Below are 15,148 nucleotides of genomic sequence, written 5' to 3'. Positions count from 1 at the left end.
GCTGGCGCTCCTCACTTGTACATGGTCTGGTTCATGGTTCCGGGGGCGTACGCGTCCGGGTCGACCCAGACGTTGATCAGGGACGGCTTGCCCGACTCGCGGGCCCGGCGCAGCGCGGGGCCGATGTCGGCGGGGTCGCGGACCTCCTCGCCGTAACCGCCGAGCATCTGCGCGAACTTGTCGTACGCGACGTCGCCGAGGGTGTTGCCGACCCGTTCGCGTTCCTTGCCGTATTTGGCGGCCTGGCCGTAACGGATCTGGTTCATCGAGGAGTTGTTGCCGACGACGCCGACGAACGGGAGATCGTAGCGGACGAGGGTCTCGAAGTCCCAGCCGGTCAGGGAGAAGGCGCCGTCGCCGAAGAGGGCGACGATCTCTCTTTCCGGGCGGGCCTGCTTGGCGGCGAGCACGAAGGGGATGCCGACGCCGAGGGTGCCGAGCGGGCCCGGGTCCATCCAGTGGCCGGGGGACTTGGGCTGGACGACCTGGCCGGAGAACGTGACGATGTCGCCGCCGTCACCGATGTAGACCGAGTCCTCGGTGAGGAAGTCGTTGATCTCGCTGACCAGGCGGTACGGGTGGATGGGGGAGGCGTCCGAGCGCAGTTGCGGCAACCGCTTCTCGACCGCCACCTGTTCGGCCGTGCGCAGCTCGTCCAGCCACTCCTTGCGCCGGGAGGCACCGCCGTTGAGGCGACCGGAGGCCGCCTCCGTCACGGACGTGAGCACCAGGCCGGCGTCGCCGACGATGCCGAGGTCGATGTCGCGGTTCTTGCCGACGGTGCGGTAGTCGAGGTCGATCTGGACGACCGTCGCGTCGGGTGACAGGCGTTTGCCGTAGCCCATGCGGAAGTCGAACGGCGTGCCGACGATCACGATGACGTCGGCGTTCGAGAAGGCATAGCGCCGTGAGAGCTGGAAGTGGTGCGGGTCGCCGGGCGGGAGGGTGCCGCGGCCGGCGCCGTTCATGTACGCGGGGATGTTGAGGGTGCGCACGAGGTCGACGGCCGCCTCGGTGCCGCGGGTCGTCCACACCTGGCTGCCCAGCAGGATGGCCGGCTTCTCGGCGTGGACCAGCAGGTCGGCGAGCTTCTCGACGGCCTCGGGATCGCCGGCGGAGCGGGTGGAGGCGCGGTAGGCACCGGCCTTGGGTACCCGCGCCCTGTCCACGGGCACCTTGGCGTCCAGGACGTCGCGGGGGATCTCCAGGAAGGAGGGGCCGGGCGCTCCGTGGTAGCACTCACGGAAGGCCATCGAGACCATGTCGGCTGCGCGGGCCGTGTCCGGTACCGTCGCCGCGAACTTGGTGATCGGCGTCATCATGTCGACGTGCGGCAGGTCCTGGAGCGACCCCATCTTGTGCTGGGAGTGCGCGCCCTGGCCGCCGATCAGGAGCATCGGGGACTCCGCGCGGAAGGCGTTGGCGACCCCGGTGACGGCGTCGGTCGTGCCCGGGCCGGCGGTGACCACCGCGCAGCCCGGTTTGCCGGTGATCCGGGCGTAGCCGTCGGCGGCGTGGGCGGCGACCTGCTCGTGGCGTACGTCGACGACTTCTATGCCCTCGTCGACGCAGCCGTCGTAGATGTCGATGATGTGGCCGCCGCACAGCGTGTAGATGCGGTCGACCCCCTCGGCCTTCAGCGCCTTGGCAACGAGGTGACCACCGGAGATCACGTCCTGGGTGTCGTCAGGCATGGCGAAGTCCTGTCCCTTTCATAGGGGTTTGGATGGCTCGCGGTGTCCTGTATGCGTACTACGGCATGCTGTATGCAGTAGATTGCATACAGTCGACGAATACTGTATGAAGCTTGTTATCCCTCATTCCGGTGGGCGGTGTCCAGGGGGCAGACGCAGTTTTCGGTCAGCGGAGTCCGCCACCTTTGCGCCAGCGGAGCTGCAACACGCCCCCGCTCCCCGCTGTTCACGGAGTCCCTCCCATAGTCCTTCACAACCGTCATCGCCGCAGGCGTCGCGGGCTCGCGACCGCCCGCGCGGACAGGAGCCGCACATGGACCTGTACGAACACCAGGCACGGCAGCTCTTCGAGGACCACGGCATCCCGGTGCCGCGGGCCGAGGTCACTGGCACACCCAAGGAAGCCCGCGAGATAGCCCGGCGGCTCGGCGGACGGGCCGTGGTCAAGGCACAGGTGAAGACCGGAGGCCGCGGCAAGGCCGGCGGGGTCAGGCTCGCCGCCGACCCGGCCGCCGCCGAGCTGACCGCACGCCAGATCCTCGGCATGGACATCAAAGGTCACACGGTCCGCACCGTCATGCTCGCCCAACCGGTCGACATCGCAGAGGAGTTCTACGTCTCCTACGTCCTCGACCGCGCCGCCGGCGGCTTCCTCGCGATCGCCTCCGCGCAGGGCGGCATGGAGATCGAGGAGGTGGCCGCGCACCACCCCGAGGCCGTCGCCAGGATCCCCGTCGACCGGGCCGAGGGTGTCACCTCCGCCGTCGCGGCCCGCATCGCCGCGGCCGCCGGACTGCCCCCGCGGACCACCGACGTCCTCGTCCGGCTCTGGCAGGTACTGGTCCGCGAGGACGCGCTGCTCGTCGAGGTCAACCCACTGGTGCGCACCGCCCAGGGGCAGATCCTCGCCCTCGACGGCAAGGTCACCCTGGACGACAACGCACGCTTCCGCCGGAACCGTTGGGGAGCGGACGCCGAGGAGCACCCCGATCCGCTGGAGGCGATGGCGGCCGCCCGCGGGCTCAACTACGTCAGGCTCGACGGCGAGGTCGGGGTCATCGGCAACGGCGCCAGCCTGGTCATGTCCACCCTGGACGTGGTCGCCGGCTGTGGTGCCCGCCCCGCCGACTTCCTCGACATCGGCGGCGGAGCGTCCGCGCGGATCATGGCCGATGGGCTGGAGGTGATCCTCGCCGACCCGGCCGTGAAGTCCGTTTTCGTCAACGTCTTCGGCGGGATCACCGCCTGCGACACGGTCGCAGACGGCATCGAGCCGATGCTCGCCGGACGGGCCCCGCTGGACGGGCCGGTCTCCAACATCGCCAGCTGGAACTATCCGATGAGCGTGCTCGTGCACGCCGTCCTCATCCAGGCCCTGGCCGGAAACGCCGTGATCGCCAAGACCCCGACCGATGGCGGCGTAGCCTGCCTCACTCTCGCCGCGGCGTTGGCTGCCCGCGAAGGCGTGCCCCTCACCCTGGTCGGCGGCAGCGGCCGGGAGCTGAGCCAGGCACTGGTGCGGGCGCCGGAGATCGGCTGCGTCTCCTTCGTCGGCGGCCGCGACACCGGCGCCGCCGTCGCCACCGCCGTCGCCGACCTCGGCAAACGACACGTCCTGGAACAGGAGGGCCTGAACACCTGGGGCATCTGGGACTTCTCCGGCTGGGACCGGCTCGCCGCCGTGATCCCCAAGCTCTTCGACTACGGAAAACAGCGCTGCACCGCTTACCCGCGCTTCGTCGTCCAGCGCTCCCTCTTCGACGCGTTCCTCGCCGCCTACCTCCCGGCGGTCCGAGCCGTACGCGTCGGCCACCCCCTCGCCGTGGCGGCCCCCGCCGACCCGCTCCCGGACCTCGACTTCGGCCCCTTGATCCACGCGGCCAAGGCCAAGGAACTCACCGACCTGGTCGCGGAGGCCGTGGAGCGGGGCGCCGGATCGCTGCACCGGGGCCGGCCGGACCCGGCGCGCTTCCTGGCCGGGCAGGACACGACGGCGTACGTCCACCCGATGGCTCTCCTCAATCCGCCACGCTCCTCCCCACTGCACCACGCGGAGCCCTTCGGGCCGGTCGACACGATCGTCCTCGTCGACACCGAGGCCGAACTGCTGGCCGCCATGAATGCGTCCAACGGCGCGCTGGTCGCCACCCTCGCCACAGACGACCGGACCGTCTACGACCGGCTCGTCCCGCAGATCCGCGCCTTCAAGACCGGGCACGGCGTACCCCGCTCCCGGGGGGACCGCGACGAACTGTTCGGCGGCTTCGGTGCCTCCTGGCGCGGCTCCTTCGTCGGCGGCGATCTCCTGGTGCACGCCGTCACCCGGGGTCCGGCGGGCGAGCGGCCGCCCGGGAACTTCCCGGAGTACCAGCTCACGCCCTGATCAATCGCACTGTGTACACAGGATCTCGCATTCTGTATACCGTCAACGATCTCGGCGGCCCGTCGGCCGGGGCCGCCGCCCAGGGCACGGATACGCAGGTGAAAGGCACTCCGAAACCTTGGTATTGTTGTCCATGTCGCCGCGGGGAACACCCCCGGCCAGGCGGCAGACACCTAGTCCGGGTGGCGGAATGGCAGACGCGCTAGCTTGAGGTGCTAGTGCCCTTTATCGGGCGTGGGGGTTCAAGTCCCCCCTCGGACACAGAGTTGGGGTCGTTCCTTGCGGACGATCAGCCGCATGCCCCGTGGCCAGCCGTCGAGCAGGTCCCCGGTGAGTTCGGCGACCCAGGCCCCGTCACGGACCTTGCCGTCCGACTCGATGGCCGGGGTCCAGGCCGAGGCCGGGATCTGGAGAACGTACTGGTGGATGGCCTCGGTGATCATCATGCCGACCGAGTAGGACAGCCACCGCCCGCGTTGGGCGAGCCAGGCCACGAACTCATGGGTCCCACCCGCGGAGTCACAGCGGATCAGAGTCCGTCGGCCCCGCCGGTGCTTCTTCGGCAGTTGAGCCAGGGCGAGGCGGGTGGCGGTGATGTGGTCGGCGGCCGTGTTCGAGCCCGCGTTGCCGGGGCGGAGGAGGGCCGCGACTGGTTCGCCGGTTCCTCCAGGGCCGTGGTCGACGAATCCCATCAGCGGGTGGTGGCTGTAGGTCTTCTTCCAGGTCGGGGCGGCGTCCTGCTTGTCCGAGTGGGCGTGGACCAGCACTCCGTCCAGGTCCACGGTCACCTGCCCGCTGGCATCCGGAGCCCGGTCATTGGCCAATTCCCAGACGTGTCGGCGGACTTCGGAACGTGCGGCGCGGATCGCCGTGAGCGCCTTCTCGCCCGACGAGGCGAGGGTGTCGATCAAGCGGGAGACCGTCGGATCGGAGGCGACCGGCCCGAACACGGCCGGCTCGGACCGCAGCAGGGCGATGTCGGCCAGGCAGTCCCCGCCGAGCGCGACCGCCAGCGCGAGGTCCACGAGTATCTTGCCGGCGTCGTGGACGGCGCGGGGCTTCCGCCATGGGGCCAGGGCCGCGGATATGGCCTGGTCAAGGCCACTCTTGCGGACGGTTTCGACCAGCAGGACCGAACCGGCCTGCGAGACCGCGGCCCGGCCGTCCCCCTGGACGCGGACATGGGGATAGGAGCCGGTAGGCTTCTTCACCTGGAAAGTGCCTCTGGATTCAGCGGGAACAAGGACCTAGACAATCCTCATTCTTGCTGGTCAGAGGCTTTTTCTGTTTGCGTGACCGCCTGCCGGACAGCCCGCTTCATGAAAGCGCGAGGTTAACACCACTGCGAGCTACAAGGCCCCGCCTGCAGAGGCCACAACTTCCACGGCCCCGGCCAGGCGTCCTGCCCCAGCAAGCCCCAACGTGGGGGTGACCCACAGCCAGCACGACACCGCACCCTGGACCGGAGGTTCCGGGCTGAAGAATCCCACCGGCGGTATCTGCTCCAGTGGCTTCGGCGTCAAGAACTACAAGGGGGTGAACATGCTGACCACCGCCGCCCACTGCAACGGGAACGACGGCCTTTGGCGAACTTATCTGGGTGGTGACGCCGTCGGCTCAAGTGACGGCCTCGTGATCTCTATGACCGATGACGTCCAGGGAATCGACCTGCCGAAGCCTCAACTCAGCGGCGCCCTGTACGACGGGACAGCGCTGCAGTTCGACTACTACGCGAAACCGGTCAGCGGCTGGGGCCACAACAACGTCGGTGACTACGTGTGCGAGGACGGCGCCAACGGCGGTGTCCACTGCAACATCCAGGTCTCCAAGACCGACATCGGAGTCACGGGCGAGAACGGCGCGTACCGGCCGATCGCTGATCTCGCCTACGCCACCTCCCTAACAGCGGACGACATCGCAGGAGTCAACGGCGATAGCGGCGCCCCCGTCTTCGCCGGCGCGAACAACTTCACGACCGACGAGGCACGCGGAACACTCACTACCTTCGATAGCACGGTTCCCTGCCCGGCAGATGAAACTTCAAGCACTGTGACGGATGGCTGGAATCGCACGCCGTGGTGCTTTAGGGGTCTCTACTACGTGCCGATCTACCAGACGCTCCAGGACATGAACTGGACCCTCGCCACCAGTTGACATCAGGGCGGGGCGGAGCACGCCCCCGCCTCCTTTTTCTCTTCGGTTCCGCCATGGCAGGCTTGGCGTCAGCCATCCGCCGGAAGACTACGGAGTATGCGACCGTGCCCTTGAAGAACCCCCGACGCTTCCGCCGCGTGATGTGGGCCGGCGTCGCGTTGGTCTGCCTCGCGGGCGCTGTGACCGGCTGGATGGTCTGGGACGACTCGTACAGTCACGACTCGGCCGTGCTGGACAACGTGCTCATGAGTAACCACGGGCGTACCTTGACCACCCCCATTGCGTGGGCGGACTGCGAGGACAGGCCGCGCCTCGAAGCCCACGAATCCGCCCAGGGCATCACGCTGGTAATGAAGGAGAAACGGCCGTCGATGCAGGGTGCCAACGACTCGTGCGGCGTCACACACGAAGGACTCGCCAGTGCCTCCCTCGACAGTCCGGTGGGTGACAGGAAGATCACCGACTCCGTCACCGGGTCGCGGATCATCCCCTTCGACGACACGCACTTCCCCTACCCCCGATACCTGCCGTCCGGCTTCGCGCTTACGGGAAAAGTCATCGCGGTGAGCAAGATCGGAAATGCGCCCCCCATCAGGGGTGACAAGCCCACATGGACCTACACCTATCAATGGAACCCGGGCGAGGGAGAGCAGGCGGGCGCCCTGAGTATCACGGCGGACGCTGGCGAGACCACACCCACACAGGGGACTCCGATGTCCTTCAGCGGTCATGCTGGCCGGCTTGAGAAGACGTCAGACCTGTCGTGGACGGCAGTGTGGACCCAGAACGGATACACCATCACCGTCTGGACCGACGACCCGTCCATGACTGACGCCGAGTTCCTGCGAATTACGCAGAGCATGAGGAACTAAGAGCTGTCCCACAAATGGTCGGTGGGGCGGCGGCACCAGGCGCTGAGCGGATACTCGCGAGACTCCGGCGTGGCAGCTGTGGCAGCCTGCTGGCATGCCAGAGCTGCGCGTTCATGCAGGCCGCCACTACGCCGTCCAGTTCCACTACGCGTTGCCGGACGACGCCTGGTGTGTGGAGCTGAGCGAGGCCGTGCCGGCGCCAGCTGCGTGGGCTGAGATTCCCAACGCACAGACCCACCTGCCCGGAGCTGCCTTCATGGTGGCGGTGATACCCGACGAGGACCCGAGCTTGGAGCCGGCCGTCCATATCCACAGCCACGACGAGCACGTCATCCCCTACGAGATCATGCGCTGGTTCATGGAGCAGGTGGCTGAGCAGGTCGAACGCTGCCGCCTCGCGTTTGAGCAGGGAGCTCCTGAAGCGGTGGAATGATCATGCGGTGACTGGTGTGATCACGGCGTCGGAGCCTGCCTGGACAGCCCCGTTCAGCGGACTGAGCCCGCGACAGTTCGGCACGCTGATCACGGCGTTACGACGCGAGGGTGCAGACCCCGTTCGCAAGGGCCGGCCGTGGAGCCTTCCGCTGGAGGACCGGGTCCTGCTGGTCGCCGCGTACTGGCGCACCAACCTCACGCTGCGGCAGCTGGCACCGCTGTTCGGGGTATCGAAGTCGGCTGCCGATCGCATCATCGACCACCTCGGGCCTTCGCTTGCGCTCCAGCAGCGCAAGCGGTTCCACAAGGACACCGTTCTGATCGCGGACGGCACCCTGGTCCCCACCCGCGATCACACCATCGCCGAGCAGTCGAAAAACTACCGGTACTCCACCAAGCACCAGATCGTCATTGACGCAGACACCCGACTGGTTGTCGCCGTCGGCCGACCGCTACCCGGCAACCGCAACGACTGCAAGGCATGGGAACTGTCCGGGGCGAAAGCCGCCGTCGGCAAGACCACCGTCATTGCGGACGGCGGCTACCGCGGCACCGGCCTAGTCATCCCACACCGCCGAGAGAAAGGCCAGAGCGAACTACCGGCCTGGAAGGAGAAACACAACGCCTCCCACCGGAAAGTCCGAGCTCGCGTCGAGCACACCTTCGCCCGCATGAAGAACTGGAAGATCCTCCGCGACTGCCGCCTCAAAGGCGACGGCGTCCACCACGCCATGCTCGGCATCGCCGCCTGCACAATCTCGCCCTCGCCAGTTGACCGAGAAGGTGAGCAGGTCAGCCAGTCTGCCGTATATCATTTACGGGACAAGGCTTAGTTAGTTAGTCGGACACCAGGGTTAAGGGACCGGTCGCCCCATCTATGAACTCACCTACAAGGGAAAGCCTCAGAGGGTGGGCGTGACTGTGGGTGGCAACGGGTTCATCGTCGGCGCCAACCCAAGGAGCGTGGGATGACCACCAGGAATCAGCAGACCATCAAGGTGATGGCGGACTATGAGTGCCACCCGCTTTGGCTCACCGGTGCTGATGCTGGCGACATTGCGCCCGGTGACTCTCGCCTGAATCTGTCACCTCAGTTGGCGCAACGATTCACCACTTGGGCTGAACAATTCGACCAAACACTCAACCACGACGACCCCATCTCATCCGGTTTTCTGACGCGTCAAGCCGAGGAGGAATTCGTTGCGACAGGAGAGTCACTCGCAAGTGGCCTGGCACGAGAGCTCGGATCCGGCTGGAGAGTTCTCTACCAAGACATTCGGCCGGACACGACACGAGAAGTCCGACATGGCTGGGTAGCTCCCGTGTGTGGTTGTACAGTTCGTTGAGCTGTACAACCACACACGACGTTCCCGAAACGTCCAGACCAGATTTCGGAAAAATCCGGGTCTCGCCCAACGGGGTCGCGTCCAAGGAGCGGTGTCAACGAGCGCCGCTACCCGGCCGAGCGTCTCGTACGCCTCCGCTAGGTACACGAAAGCGCCTACTTCGCTCTACACCACACGATCCTGCACGCACAGATGTTGCGCTCCTGCGCCGGGCGATGGTCAAGGCGGCGGAGTCCCGGCCCAGACATCGATCCCGACCGCTGCGGCTTCACCATCGCGCTCCAGACGCTGTGCGCTCAGGGAGCATTTTCAGCGGTCACTCTCGATCTACCGGCGCCTTCCGACCTGGTGACGCCACCCCTCGGGTCATGGTCGACAGGGGGGCAAAAGTTATGCCGGGCCAGAAGGCCGGGAGCCTCACGATCGAGGCCTACTCCAGTGCGACTTTGTGATCTGTGTGCTTTGACCGTGCCTGAGCGGCGGTCGTAGGGGCACACGAAGGACACGCCCTGGTGCGTGGAAGCATGACCCACATGGCTGCTTATGTGATCTCCGAGGTGGAGATTTTGAACCAGACGTTGGCGGACGAGTACAGAAGGTTGGCTGAGGCTTCGATCCATCGCTACGGAGGCCGCTACGTTGTCCGAGGCGCGCAACCGGAACCTGTTGAAGGAGCCTGGCCTCCCGGACGGCGTCTCGTGATCGTCGAGTTCCCCGATATGGATCGAGCCAAAGAATGGTATGCGTCGCCCGAGTACGCAGAGGCACTGAAGATGCGTCAGTCAGCACTCGACCGGCGACTCCTGTTTGCTGAGGGCCTGCCTGAGTAACTGTTCCAGTCCGGCTTCGTGCTCTTGCGGTGCCCCTGGCCGACAGCGAGAGCGGACAGCGCGTGATCATCGGGGGTTGTGTGGACTCCTGAAGACCGTGCGGTGGCCGCGGGCCATCGTTGACGTACTCGTCGGCGAGGTCGGAGTAGTAGGCGTCGGACGGGTTGCCGCCCGAGAGGTCAGCCGATTTCACGGTCGAGGACTGAGGGGTGCCGTCCGCGGAGACTGTCGTCGCGAATTCGATGTACTGGGTGGGGTAGCTGCTGCGGAGGAAGTCGTTGACCGCTCTGGAGGAAGCGCGAACGCGCGGCCTGACGGTCGTGCCGGTCTGTCGACGGTGTTGTACGAGCTCAACTCGTTCCCGAGCGAGGCGAGTCCGTTTTCCATTGCTGTGGCGCAGGCGTCGGCGCAGGCGCGACGGCCGCTGAAGAGGCCCTGAGCGGAGGATCTCGGCGAGGGACCTGAAGGAGGCTCTCCGTGAGCTGCATTGCCTGGCCCGGGTCCCGTCCCTGGAAGCAATGCGGCGCGGCGTACCCCTCGACGAGGATCGGGGAGATCACTGACGACAGAGTAAGACCAGCGTCTCGCCCGACTCGTGGCCCTGTGGCAGTCCGCCGCGGGCGAGGTTGGGGGTCCGGAGCCAGCGCCGGCCCGCCGCTGTCGCCGTCCGGGGAGGGGCAGACCACTCGACCGTTCGCTTTGCGCTGGCGGATTCGACTGGTACTACTGAGGTTTGATGCGTGATGTCGCTGGGTCGACGCCTTGAACTGCGGAGAGGAGGGCCCGCCCCGCGGCATTTTCGAAGATCACCAGTAGCACCCCGATGGCCCCAACCGTGACCAAGATCGTAAATCGCGGAAGAGCCCGTCATCCAGGTGCCCCCCTCCCGACCGCCCTGGTAGCGTGCGCCGGCATGTCATCGGAACTGGAACGCCCCCCGCGCCAAGCGGACGAACGCACCGCGCTCATCGGCTGGCTGGACCTGCAGCGGCAGATCCTGCGCTGGAAATGCAAAGGGCTGAGCGACGAGGACGCGCGCCGCCCGGTCATCCCGACCTCACCAGCCATGACGATGGCCGGTCTCATCTCCCACATGCGCTGGACCGAGCACATATGGCTGGAAGTGCTGTTCCTCGGCGGCGACAAGAAGCAGAACCCCGCATTCGACGAGTCAAGAAAGAACGCCGACTGGCACACCGACGGCCGCCGCCTCGCAGAGCTCCTCGCGGAGTACGAGGCCCAGTGCGCCCGCAGCAACGAGATCGTTGCCGCGGCCGACCTGGACGACGCCGGCCGCCACCCCGACTTCCGCGACGGCAGCGCCAACCTCCGCTGGATACTGATCCACCTCGTCGAGGAGACGGGGCGACACGCGGGGCACGCGGACATCGTCCGGGAGCTACTCGACGGCACGAAGGGCTACTACTAGCGCAGCTCCGCGAAGCGGGCCCTTCCCTCAGGAGCCAGGCCAACACGCCTCACGACCAATGCGGGAGAGCCGGTTACTGGTGATCTTCGCATGATGCCGCGCGGCGACCCTCGTCATCGCAGTTCAAGACGTCGATCCAGCGACATCACGCATCAAACCTCAGTAGCTGTAAGTATCGGGGCGTCGGCACCCAGGTCCACGCCTGACAGACCGTCCGGACCCGACCCGGCCGTCGGCCCCGGACCGTTACGCCCTGCGCCTCGCCGTGATTGAAGCCGTACCGGAAGGCAAGGCGCTCAACATCGATATCTTCGCCGCCCTGGACCGGGTCGTGCTCCGGACTGATGCCTTGTTCGAATGATCGGAACCTGCTGTGGCCGGTTCACGCGTCCGCCGGAGAAACTGGGCGTACGGAAGTGACAGGGCGGACTGAGGTGATCGCCGATGACGGACGAGAGTGTGGACTACCCGGGTCTCATCGTCCCGGTCGGACATGTCGAGCCGGTGCCTCGGCGCATCCGTGCGCAGGTCGGCGGCCAGTGGGTATTCAACACCCGACGCGCGGTGTATGTGTGGGAGTGGCCCGGCTACCCGCAGTACAGTATTCCGCTGCGGGATCTGGCCGAGGGCGTCCTGACCGACGACGGCCGCACGGGGCGCCTGGCTCCCGGCCCCGCGCGGCGGCACTCGCTGCGGGTCGGCTCCGAGGTCCGTGAGGGTGCGGCGTGGGTCTGGGACGAGGGGGCCCCGGAGGTACTCATCGGCACCGCCCGTTTCCGGTGGGACGCGATCGACGCGTGGTACGAGGAGGAAGAGCAGGTCTTCGTGCACCCCAGGAGCCCGTATACGCGGGTGGACGCGCTGCGCTCGTCCAGCAGCGTGCGCGTCGAGGTGGACGGCACCGTCCTGGCGGATGCGCCGTCCTCGGTGAAGCTCTTCGAAACCGGCCTGCCGACCCGCTACTACGTGGAGCGCGCCTACGTCGACTGGGCCCTGCTGCGTTTCTCGGACAAGGTGACGGCGTGCCCGTACAAGGGCAGGACCAGCGGGTATTGGTCCTTCGTGAGCGGGGCCGTCACTCATGACAATGTCGCTTGGGCGTACGACTTCCCGACGGTGTCGTGCTCCGCCATCGCGGGGATGGTCGCCTTCTACAACGAGCACGTCGACCTGCACGTGGACGGCGTCCTGCTTCCGCGGCCCACCGCCCTCTCACGGACACAGTGGGACGAACAGCAGCGGGTGCGTTCCTGAACCGCTCGCCGGCGCCCACGGATCAGGCTGGGCGGCGTGCCCGTGGCGGAAGTCGTCCAGCTGCTGGTATCGCCGGTGCACCGGTACATGGGGCGGCCGAACTCGTCGCCGTGTACAAGGCCGTACGGCACCTGGTGCAGTCGGGCGAGCAGTACCGTCTGCGGCCGCACAAGGAGGGGGAATTGTGCGCCGCACAGTATCTGGCGTCTGACGGCGGTGAGACAGCGGTGATCGTACCGAGGCACGCACGGTGCTTCGACCACCGTGGTCCCGCCCTGCCCCGGCACACCCCCGAATCCTCGGCCCGCCACCGCGACACCACGACCGGAGCCTGTGCGTGCCGACACGCCCGTTCCGCGGGCGACAGAGTCCCGCACTGTTCGGACCGGGCGACGGTGGGGCTCCAGGAAGTGTCACGGCGCCCTCCACCATCGGTCAGGTGCGGCTGCCCGTGCCTGACGAGGGCGTGCTGGCAGCGAACACGGTCAGGACACGTAGGGCGACCGTACCCGTGTTCGTCAGCAGGGCGGCCGTCGGCGCCGCCCACCGGTCCAGGTGGCGCTGCAGTTCCGGATCGAGCTCGATGGTGATCCGGACATACCTGCTGTTCAGCGTGGTCACCTTGGGCGTGTGGGGTTGCGGGTCCGCCTGACCGCGCTGCAAGGCTGCGCGGTAGTTGTCCTTGCGTTGATTCATACGCCTTCCTGACGCTTGAGGAGTTCGTTCGCGAGGTCGATGTAGGCCGTTTTCTGGACGCGGACCGGACCGCCGAACGACTGGGCGTACAGGTCGAGGCGGGCGATCTGCGTGTCGAGCACATCGAACCCCCGCTCCGCGAGGACTTCCCGGGCGTCGGAGTCGGGACCGGTGCGGGTGGCGTCGGGGCGGTTGGTGCGGTTGAGCAGCACCGCGGTGCGGGCCGGCTCCGCACGCAGGGACTGCACGTCGCTCATCTCGGTCTGAATGGGGGCCATCCGGTCCAGCTCGATGGGGGCCGGAGTGACCGGCACGATCCACTCATTGGCGTGGCGCATGACGCTGCGGGCGACCCGGGCGTGGTCCTCGAGCTGAGGGGCGTCAAGCACCACGGCCTGCCGCCCGCCGAGGAAGTCATCAATGCGACGGTGTACGTCGCCCACGGGAAGGGCGATCACGGGGAAGGGGAAGCCGCCAGAGAGCTCGCTCCAGCGCAGCGCGGAACCGGCCGGATCGCTGTCGACAAGCAGCGGGGGCAGTCCCAGCTCGTAGAGCGCATGGGCCAGCCAGACAGCGCTGGTCGTCTTCCCGACTCCGGGCTTCAGGTTGACAAACGCACAGCTCAGCAGCACGTCCGCCACCGTATTTGAGCCCGGCTGGCCAGTGCCGCCCGCCGCGCGGAGTGGGTGCGCGGGTTTCACCCGGGGGTCGGCCAGACCCGGTCACGCGGGCTGTCGCCGGGGAGGAGCGGCGCACCGGTCCGCTCGCCTGGCAGGTCCTGTGGCCGCCGCCGGGCCCGGTGCCGGAGCCGGACGGCCCGAACGACGCCAGAGTCGCGATGCTGGTCCGCTCGGGCGGACTGCGGCTGCTGCTCGGCGACCTCGAACCCCCGGACCAGCAGGCGTTGCTGCGGTTCCAGGCCGCGGCCCAACTGGCAAACGTGGACGTACTGGAGGTGGCCCATCACGGCTTTACTCGCACGTATCTGCTTGAGGGTTTTTGGCCGTTCGATGGCAGTGATCCCACGCTCAGCCGATACTGACGGTCTTGTACGTCATCAAGGGAGGGATCATGGCGCAGGACCCCGTACCCAAGCACTTGAGGATCATCCTCGACTTCGACCTTCAGACGGCGGGTTCGACGGTTGGCGAGGCCAGAGTGAGAGCCGCCTACAACGCAGCCGTCGAAGCGGCCCAGAAGGCCGCCATGGAGCATCTGCCGGAGGGTAGCGTCAAGAACGTCAAGGCCGTGCTGGACTATTCGTACCGCTGGATCGACGAGCCCGAGGTCCGCTACTCGCGAGACGAGGGCTGACGACGCAAGAGCCGCCCCGACTGTCCGAAGACAGCCGGGGCTCTTCTCCCCTCGTGCGGCCGGGGGGCAGTCAGGACATGGCCCGGTGAGGGAGCGTGGGGACGGGCATGTGCTGATCCGCAAGGACGTCCAGCCAGCGGAGGAAGGCCGTGTGGGTCCCGGCGTCCTGAGCCGCCCGGATCACCTCGTCCAGGAACTCGTAGGTCTTCGTCCGTGAGGCCGCTCAGTCAGGGGAAAGCACCGCTGTGCACGGCCACTCCTCACGTCATGACAAGACGGTAGCGGCGCCTGCAGTAAACGAACTCTGGCGCTACAAATCGAACATAATCGAACGGCGCGTGGCTTGCAGGGGTTGATCTTCACGCGTGATGACCGAAGCAGCACGGGCACGAGGCACTCCTGGCACGGCCGAAGGGAAGGGACCGTGCCTGCAGGCGCACAGGAAGGTCACTGCCTCAGGAAGGAACGGGCAGCGCCAGGAAGGTGGTTCGCGTAGCAGGCACGCCAAGGAGGGCGATGCCGTCTGGCATCGCCCTCAACGCCTTCCGATCACAGGAAACAGCAGTGCGGGGTACTCATGAATGCCACGCAATGAGTTTACGAGCTTCGACGAAGCCCTTCATGCCTGGCGAAGTTGGGAGACACGGCCTAGTACTCCAGCCGTAGATGTAGATCTTCATGTGCTGCGACTGAGCGCTTGAGTTGGCGAATGGGTCTGCTGCACGATCGGGTGACATCTGA

The 15,148-nt window shown here is 67.0% G+C and carries 11 protein-coding genes, 1 tRNA gene and 6 pseudogenes; 14 read left to right on the top strand and 4 right to left on the bottom strand.

Annotated elements, in window-relative coordinates:
- Positions 1 to 11 precede the first annotated feature (11 nt).
- Complete coding sequence (locus BIV25_RS14245; RefSeq protein ID WP_071372666.1) at positions 12 to 1,694, bottom strand: thiamine pyrophosphate-binding protein; 1,683 nt, start codon at positions 1,692 to 1,694, stop codon at positions 12 to 14.
- A 313-nt stretch (positions 1,695 to 2,007) separates the two neighbouring features.
- Here BIV25_RS14245 and sucC point away from each other — a divergent pair.
- The 3 genes and pseudogenes from sucC to BIV25_RS14235 all read left to right on the top strand — a co-directional run.
- A pseudogene (gene sucC, locus BIV25_RS51000) lies at positions 2,008 to 2,964 on the top strand (ADP-forming succinate--CoA ligase subunit beta); the annotation flags it as partial.
- A pseudogene (locus BIV25_RS50995) lies at positions 2,956 to 4,077 on the top strand (aldehyde dehydrogenase family protein); the annotation flags it as partial. The pseudogenes sucC and BIV25_RS50995, both read left to right, overlap by 9 nt.
- Positions 4,078 to 4,253: 176 nt before the next feature.
- Positions 4,254 to 4,338: transfer RNA gene (locus BIV25_RS14235), tRNA-Leu, on the top strand.
- An 8-nt stretch (positions 4,339 to 4,346) separates the two neighbouring features.
- Here the strand turns inward: BIV25_RS14235 and BIV25_RS14230 are convergent.
- Positions 4,347 to 5,288: pseudogene (locus BIV25_RS14230) on the bottom strand (IS1380 family transposase); the annotation flags it as partial.
- A 217-nt stretch (positions 5,289 to 5,505) separates the two neighbouring features.
- Between BIV25_RS14230 and BIV25_RS14225 the strand changes: the two are divergent.
- The 8 genes and pseudogenes from BIV25_RS14225 (at position 5,506) to BIV25_RS14195 (ending at position 12,397) form a co-directional block, all read left to right on the top strand.
- Complete coding sequence (locus BIV25_RS14225; protein WP_071372665.1) at positions 5,506 to 6,231, top strand: hypothetical protein; 726 nt, start codon at positions 5,506 to 5,508, stop codon at positions 6,229 to 6,231.
- A gap of 53 nt (positions 6,232 to 6,284) precedes the next feature.
- Entirely contained in the window at positions 6,285 to 7,103 is an 819-nt protein-coding gene (locus tag BIV25_RS14220) for a hypothetical protein (RefSeq protein WP_256255803.1), read from the top strand.
- A gap of 94 nt (positions 7,104 to 7,197) precedes the next feature.
- Positions 7,198 to 7,536 carry a hypothetical protein gene (locus BIV25_RS14215; protein WP_071372664.1) on the top strand — a complete coding sequence of 113 codons (339 nt, stop codon included), beginning with the start codon at positions 7,198 to 7,200 and terminating at the stop codon, positions 7,534 to 7,536.
- Positions 7,537 to 7,543: 7 nt separating this feature from the next.
- Positions 7,544 to 8,313, top strand: a pseudogene (locus BIV25_RS14210) (transposase).
- A gap of 193 nt (positions 8,314 to 8,506) precedes the next feature.
- Complete coding sequence (locus BIV25_RS50330) at positions 8,507 to 8,884, top strand: hypothetical protein (protein ID WP_143076633.1); 378 nt, start codon at positions 8,507 to 8,509, stop codon at positions 8,882 to 8,884.
- 533 nt (positions 8,885 to 9,417) lie between these two features.
- The gene (locus BIV25_RS14205; protein WP_067136955.1) at positions 9,418 to 9,714 is read left to right on the top strand and encodes a DUF1330 domain-containing protein; all 297 of its coding nucleotides are present in this window, start codon (positions 9,418 to 9,420) and stop codon (positions 9,712 to 9,714) included.
- 913 nt (positions 9,715 to 10,627) lie between these two features.
- A complete protein-coding gene (locus BIV25_RS14200; protein WP_071372663.1) occupies positions 10,628 to 11,143 on the top strand; it encodes a DinB family protein in 516 nt (171 codons plus the stop codon).
- 444 nt (positions 11,144 to 11,587) lie between these two features.
- Positions 11,588 to 12,397: a DUF427 domain-containing protein gene (locus BIV25_RS14195; RefSeq protein ID WP_071372662.1), complete on the top strand. Its 810-nt coding sequence runs from the start codon at positions 11,588 to 11,590 to the stop codon at positions 12,395 to 12,397.
- 435 nt (positions 12,398 to 12,832) lie between these two features.
- On the opposite strand, the gene BIV25_RS50990 is transcribed toward BIV25_RS14195, so the two are convergent.
- Entirely contained in the window at positions 12,833 to 13,093 is a 261-nt protein-coding gene (locus tag BIV25_RS50990; protein WP_071372661.1) for a hypothetical protein, read from the bottom strand.
- A complete protein-coding gene (locus BIV25_RS14185) occupies positions 13,090 to 13,734 on the bottom strand; it encodes a ParA family protein (protein WP_256255802.1) in 645 nt (214 codons plus the stop codon). Before BIV25_RS14185 ends, BIV25_RS50990 begins: the two co-directional genes overlap by 4 nt.
- A 77-nt stretch (positions 13,735 to 13,811) precedes the next feature.
- Here BIV25_RS14185 and BIV25_RS46885 point away from each other — a divergent pair.
- The 3 genes and pseudogenes from BIV25_RS46885 to BIV25_RS52690 all read left to right on the top strand — a co-directional run.
- A pseudogene (locus tag BIV25_RS46885) lies at positions 13,812 to 14,063 on the top strand (ComEC/Rec2 family competence protein); the annotation flags it as partial.
- A gap of 77 nt (positions 14,064 to 14,140) precedes the next feature.
- The gene (locus tag BIV25_RS14175; protein ID WP_143076632.1) at positions 14,141 to 14,407 is read left to right on the top strand and encodes a hypothetical protein; all 267 of its coding nucleotides are present in this window, start codon (positions 14,141 to 14,143) and stop codon (positions 14,405 to 14,407) included.
- A 304-nt stretch (positions 14,408 to 14,711) separates the two neighbouring features.
- Positions 14,712 to 14,795, top strand: a pseudogene (locus BIV25_RS52690) (thymidine kinase); the annotation flags it as partial.
- Positions 14,796 to 15,148: the final 353 nt, after the last annotated feature.

The organism is Streptomyces sp. MUSC 14, from assembly GCF_001866675.1.
Taxonomy (GTDB): domain Bacteria; phylum Actinomycetota; class Actinomycetes; order Streptomycetales; family Streptomycetaceae; genus Streptomyces.
The sequence above is the reverse complement of the archived record's forward strand: the minus strand, read 5'-3'. Positions and strand labels throughout refer to the sequence as shown.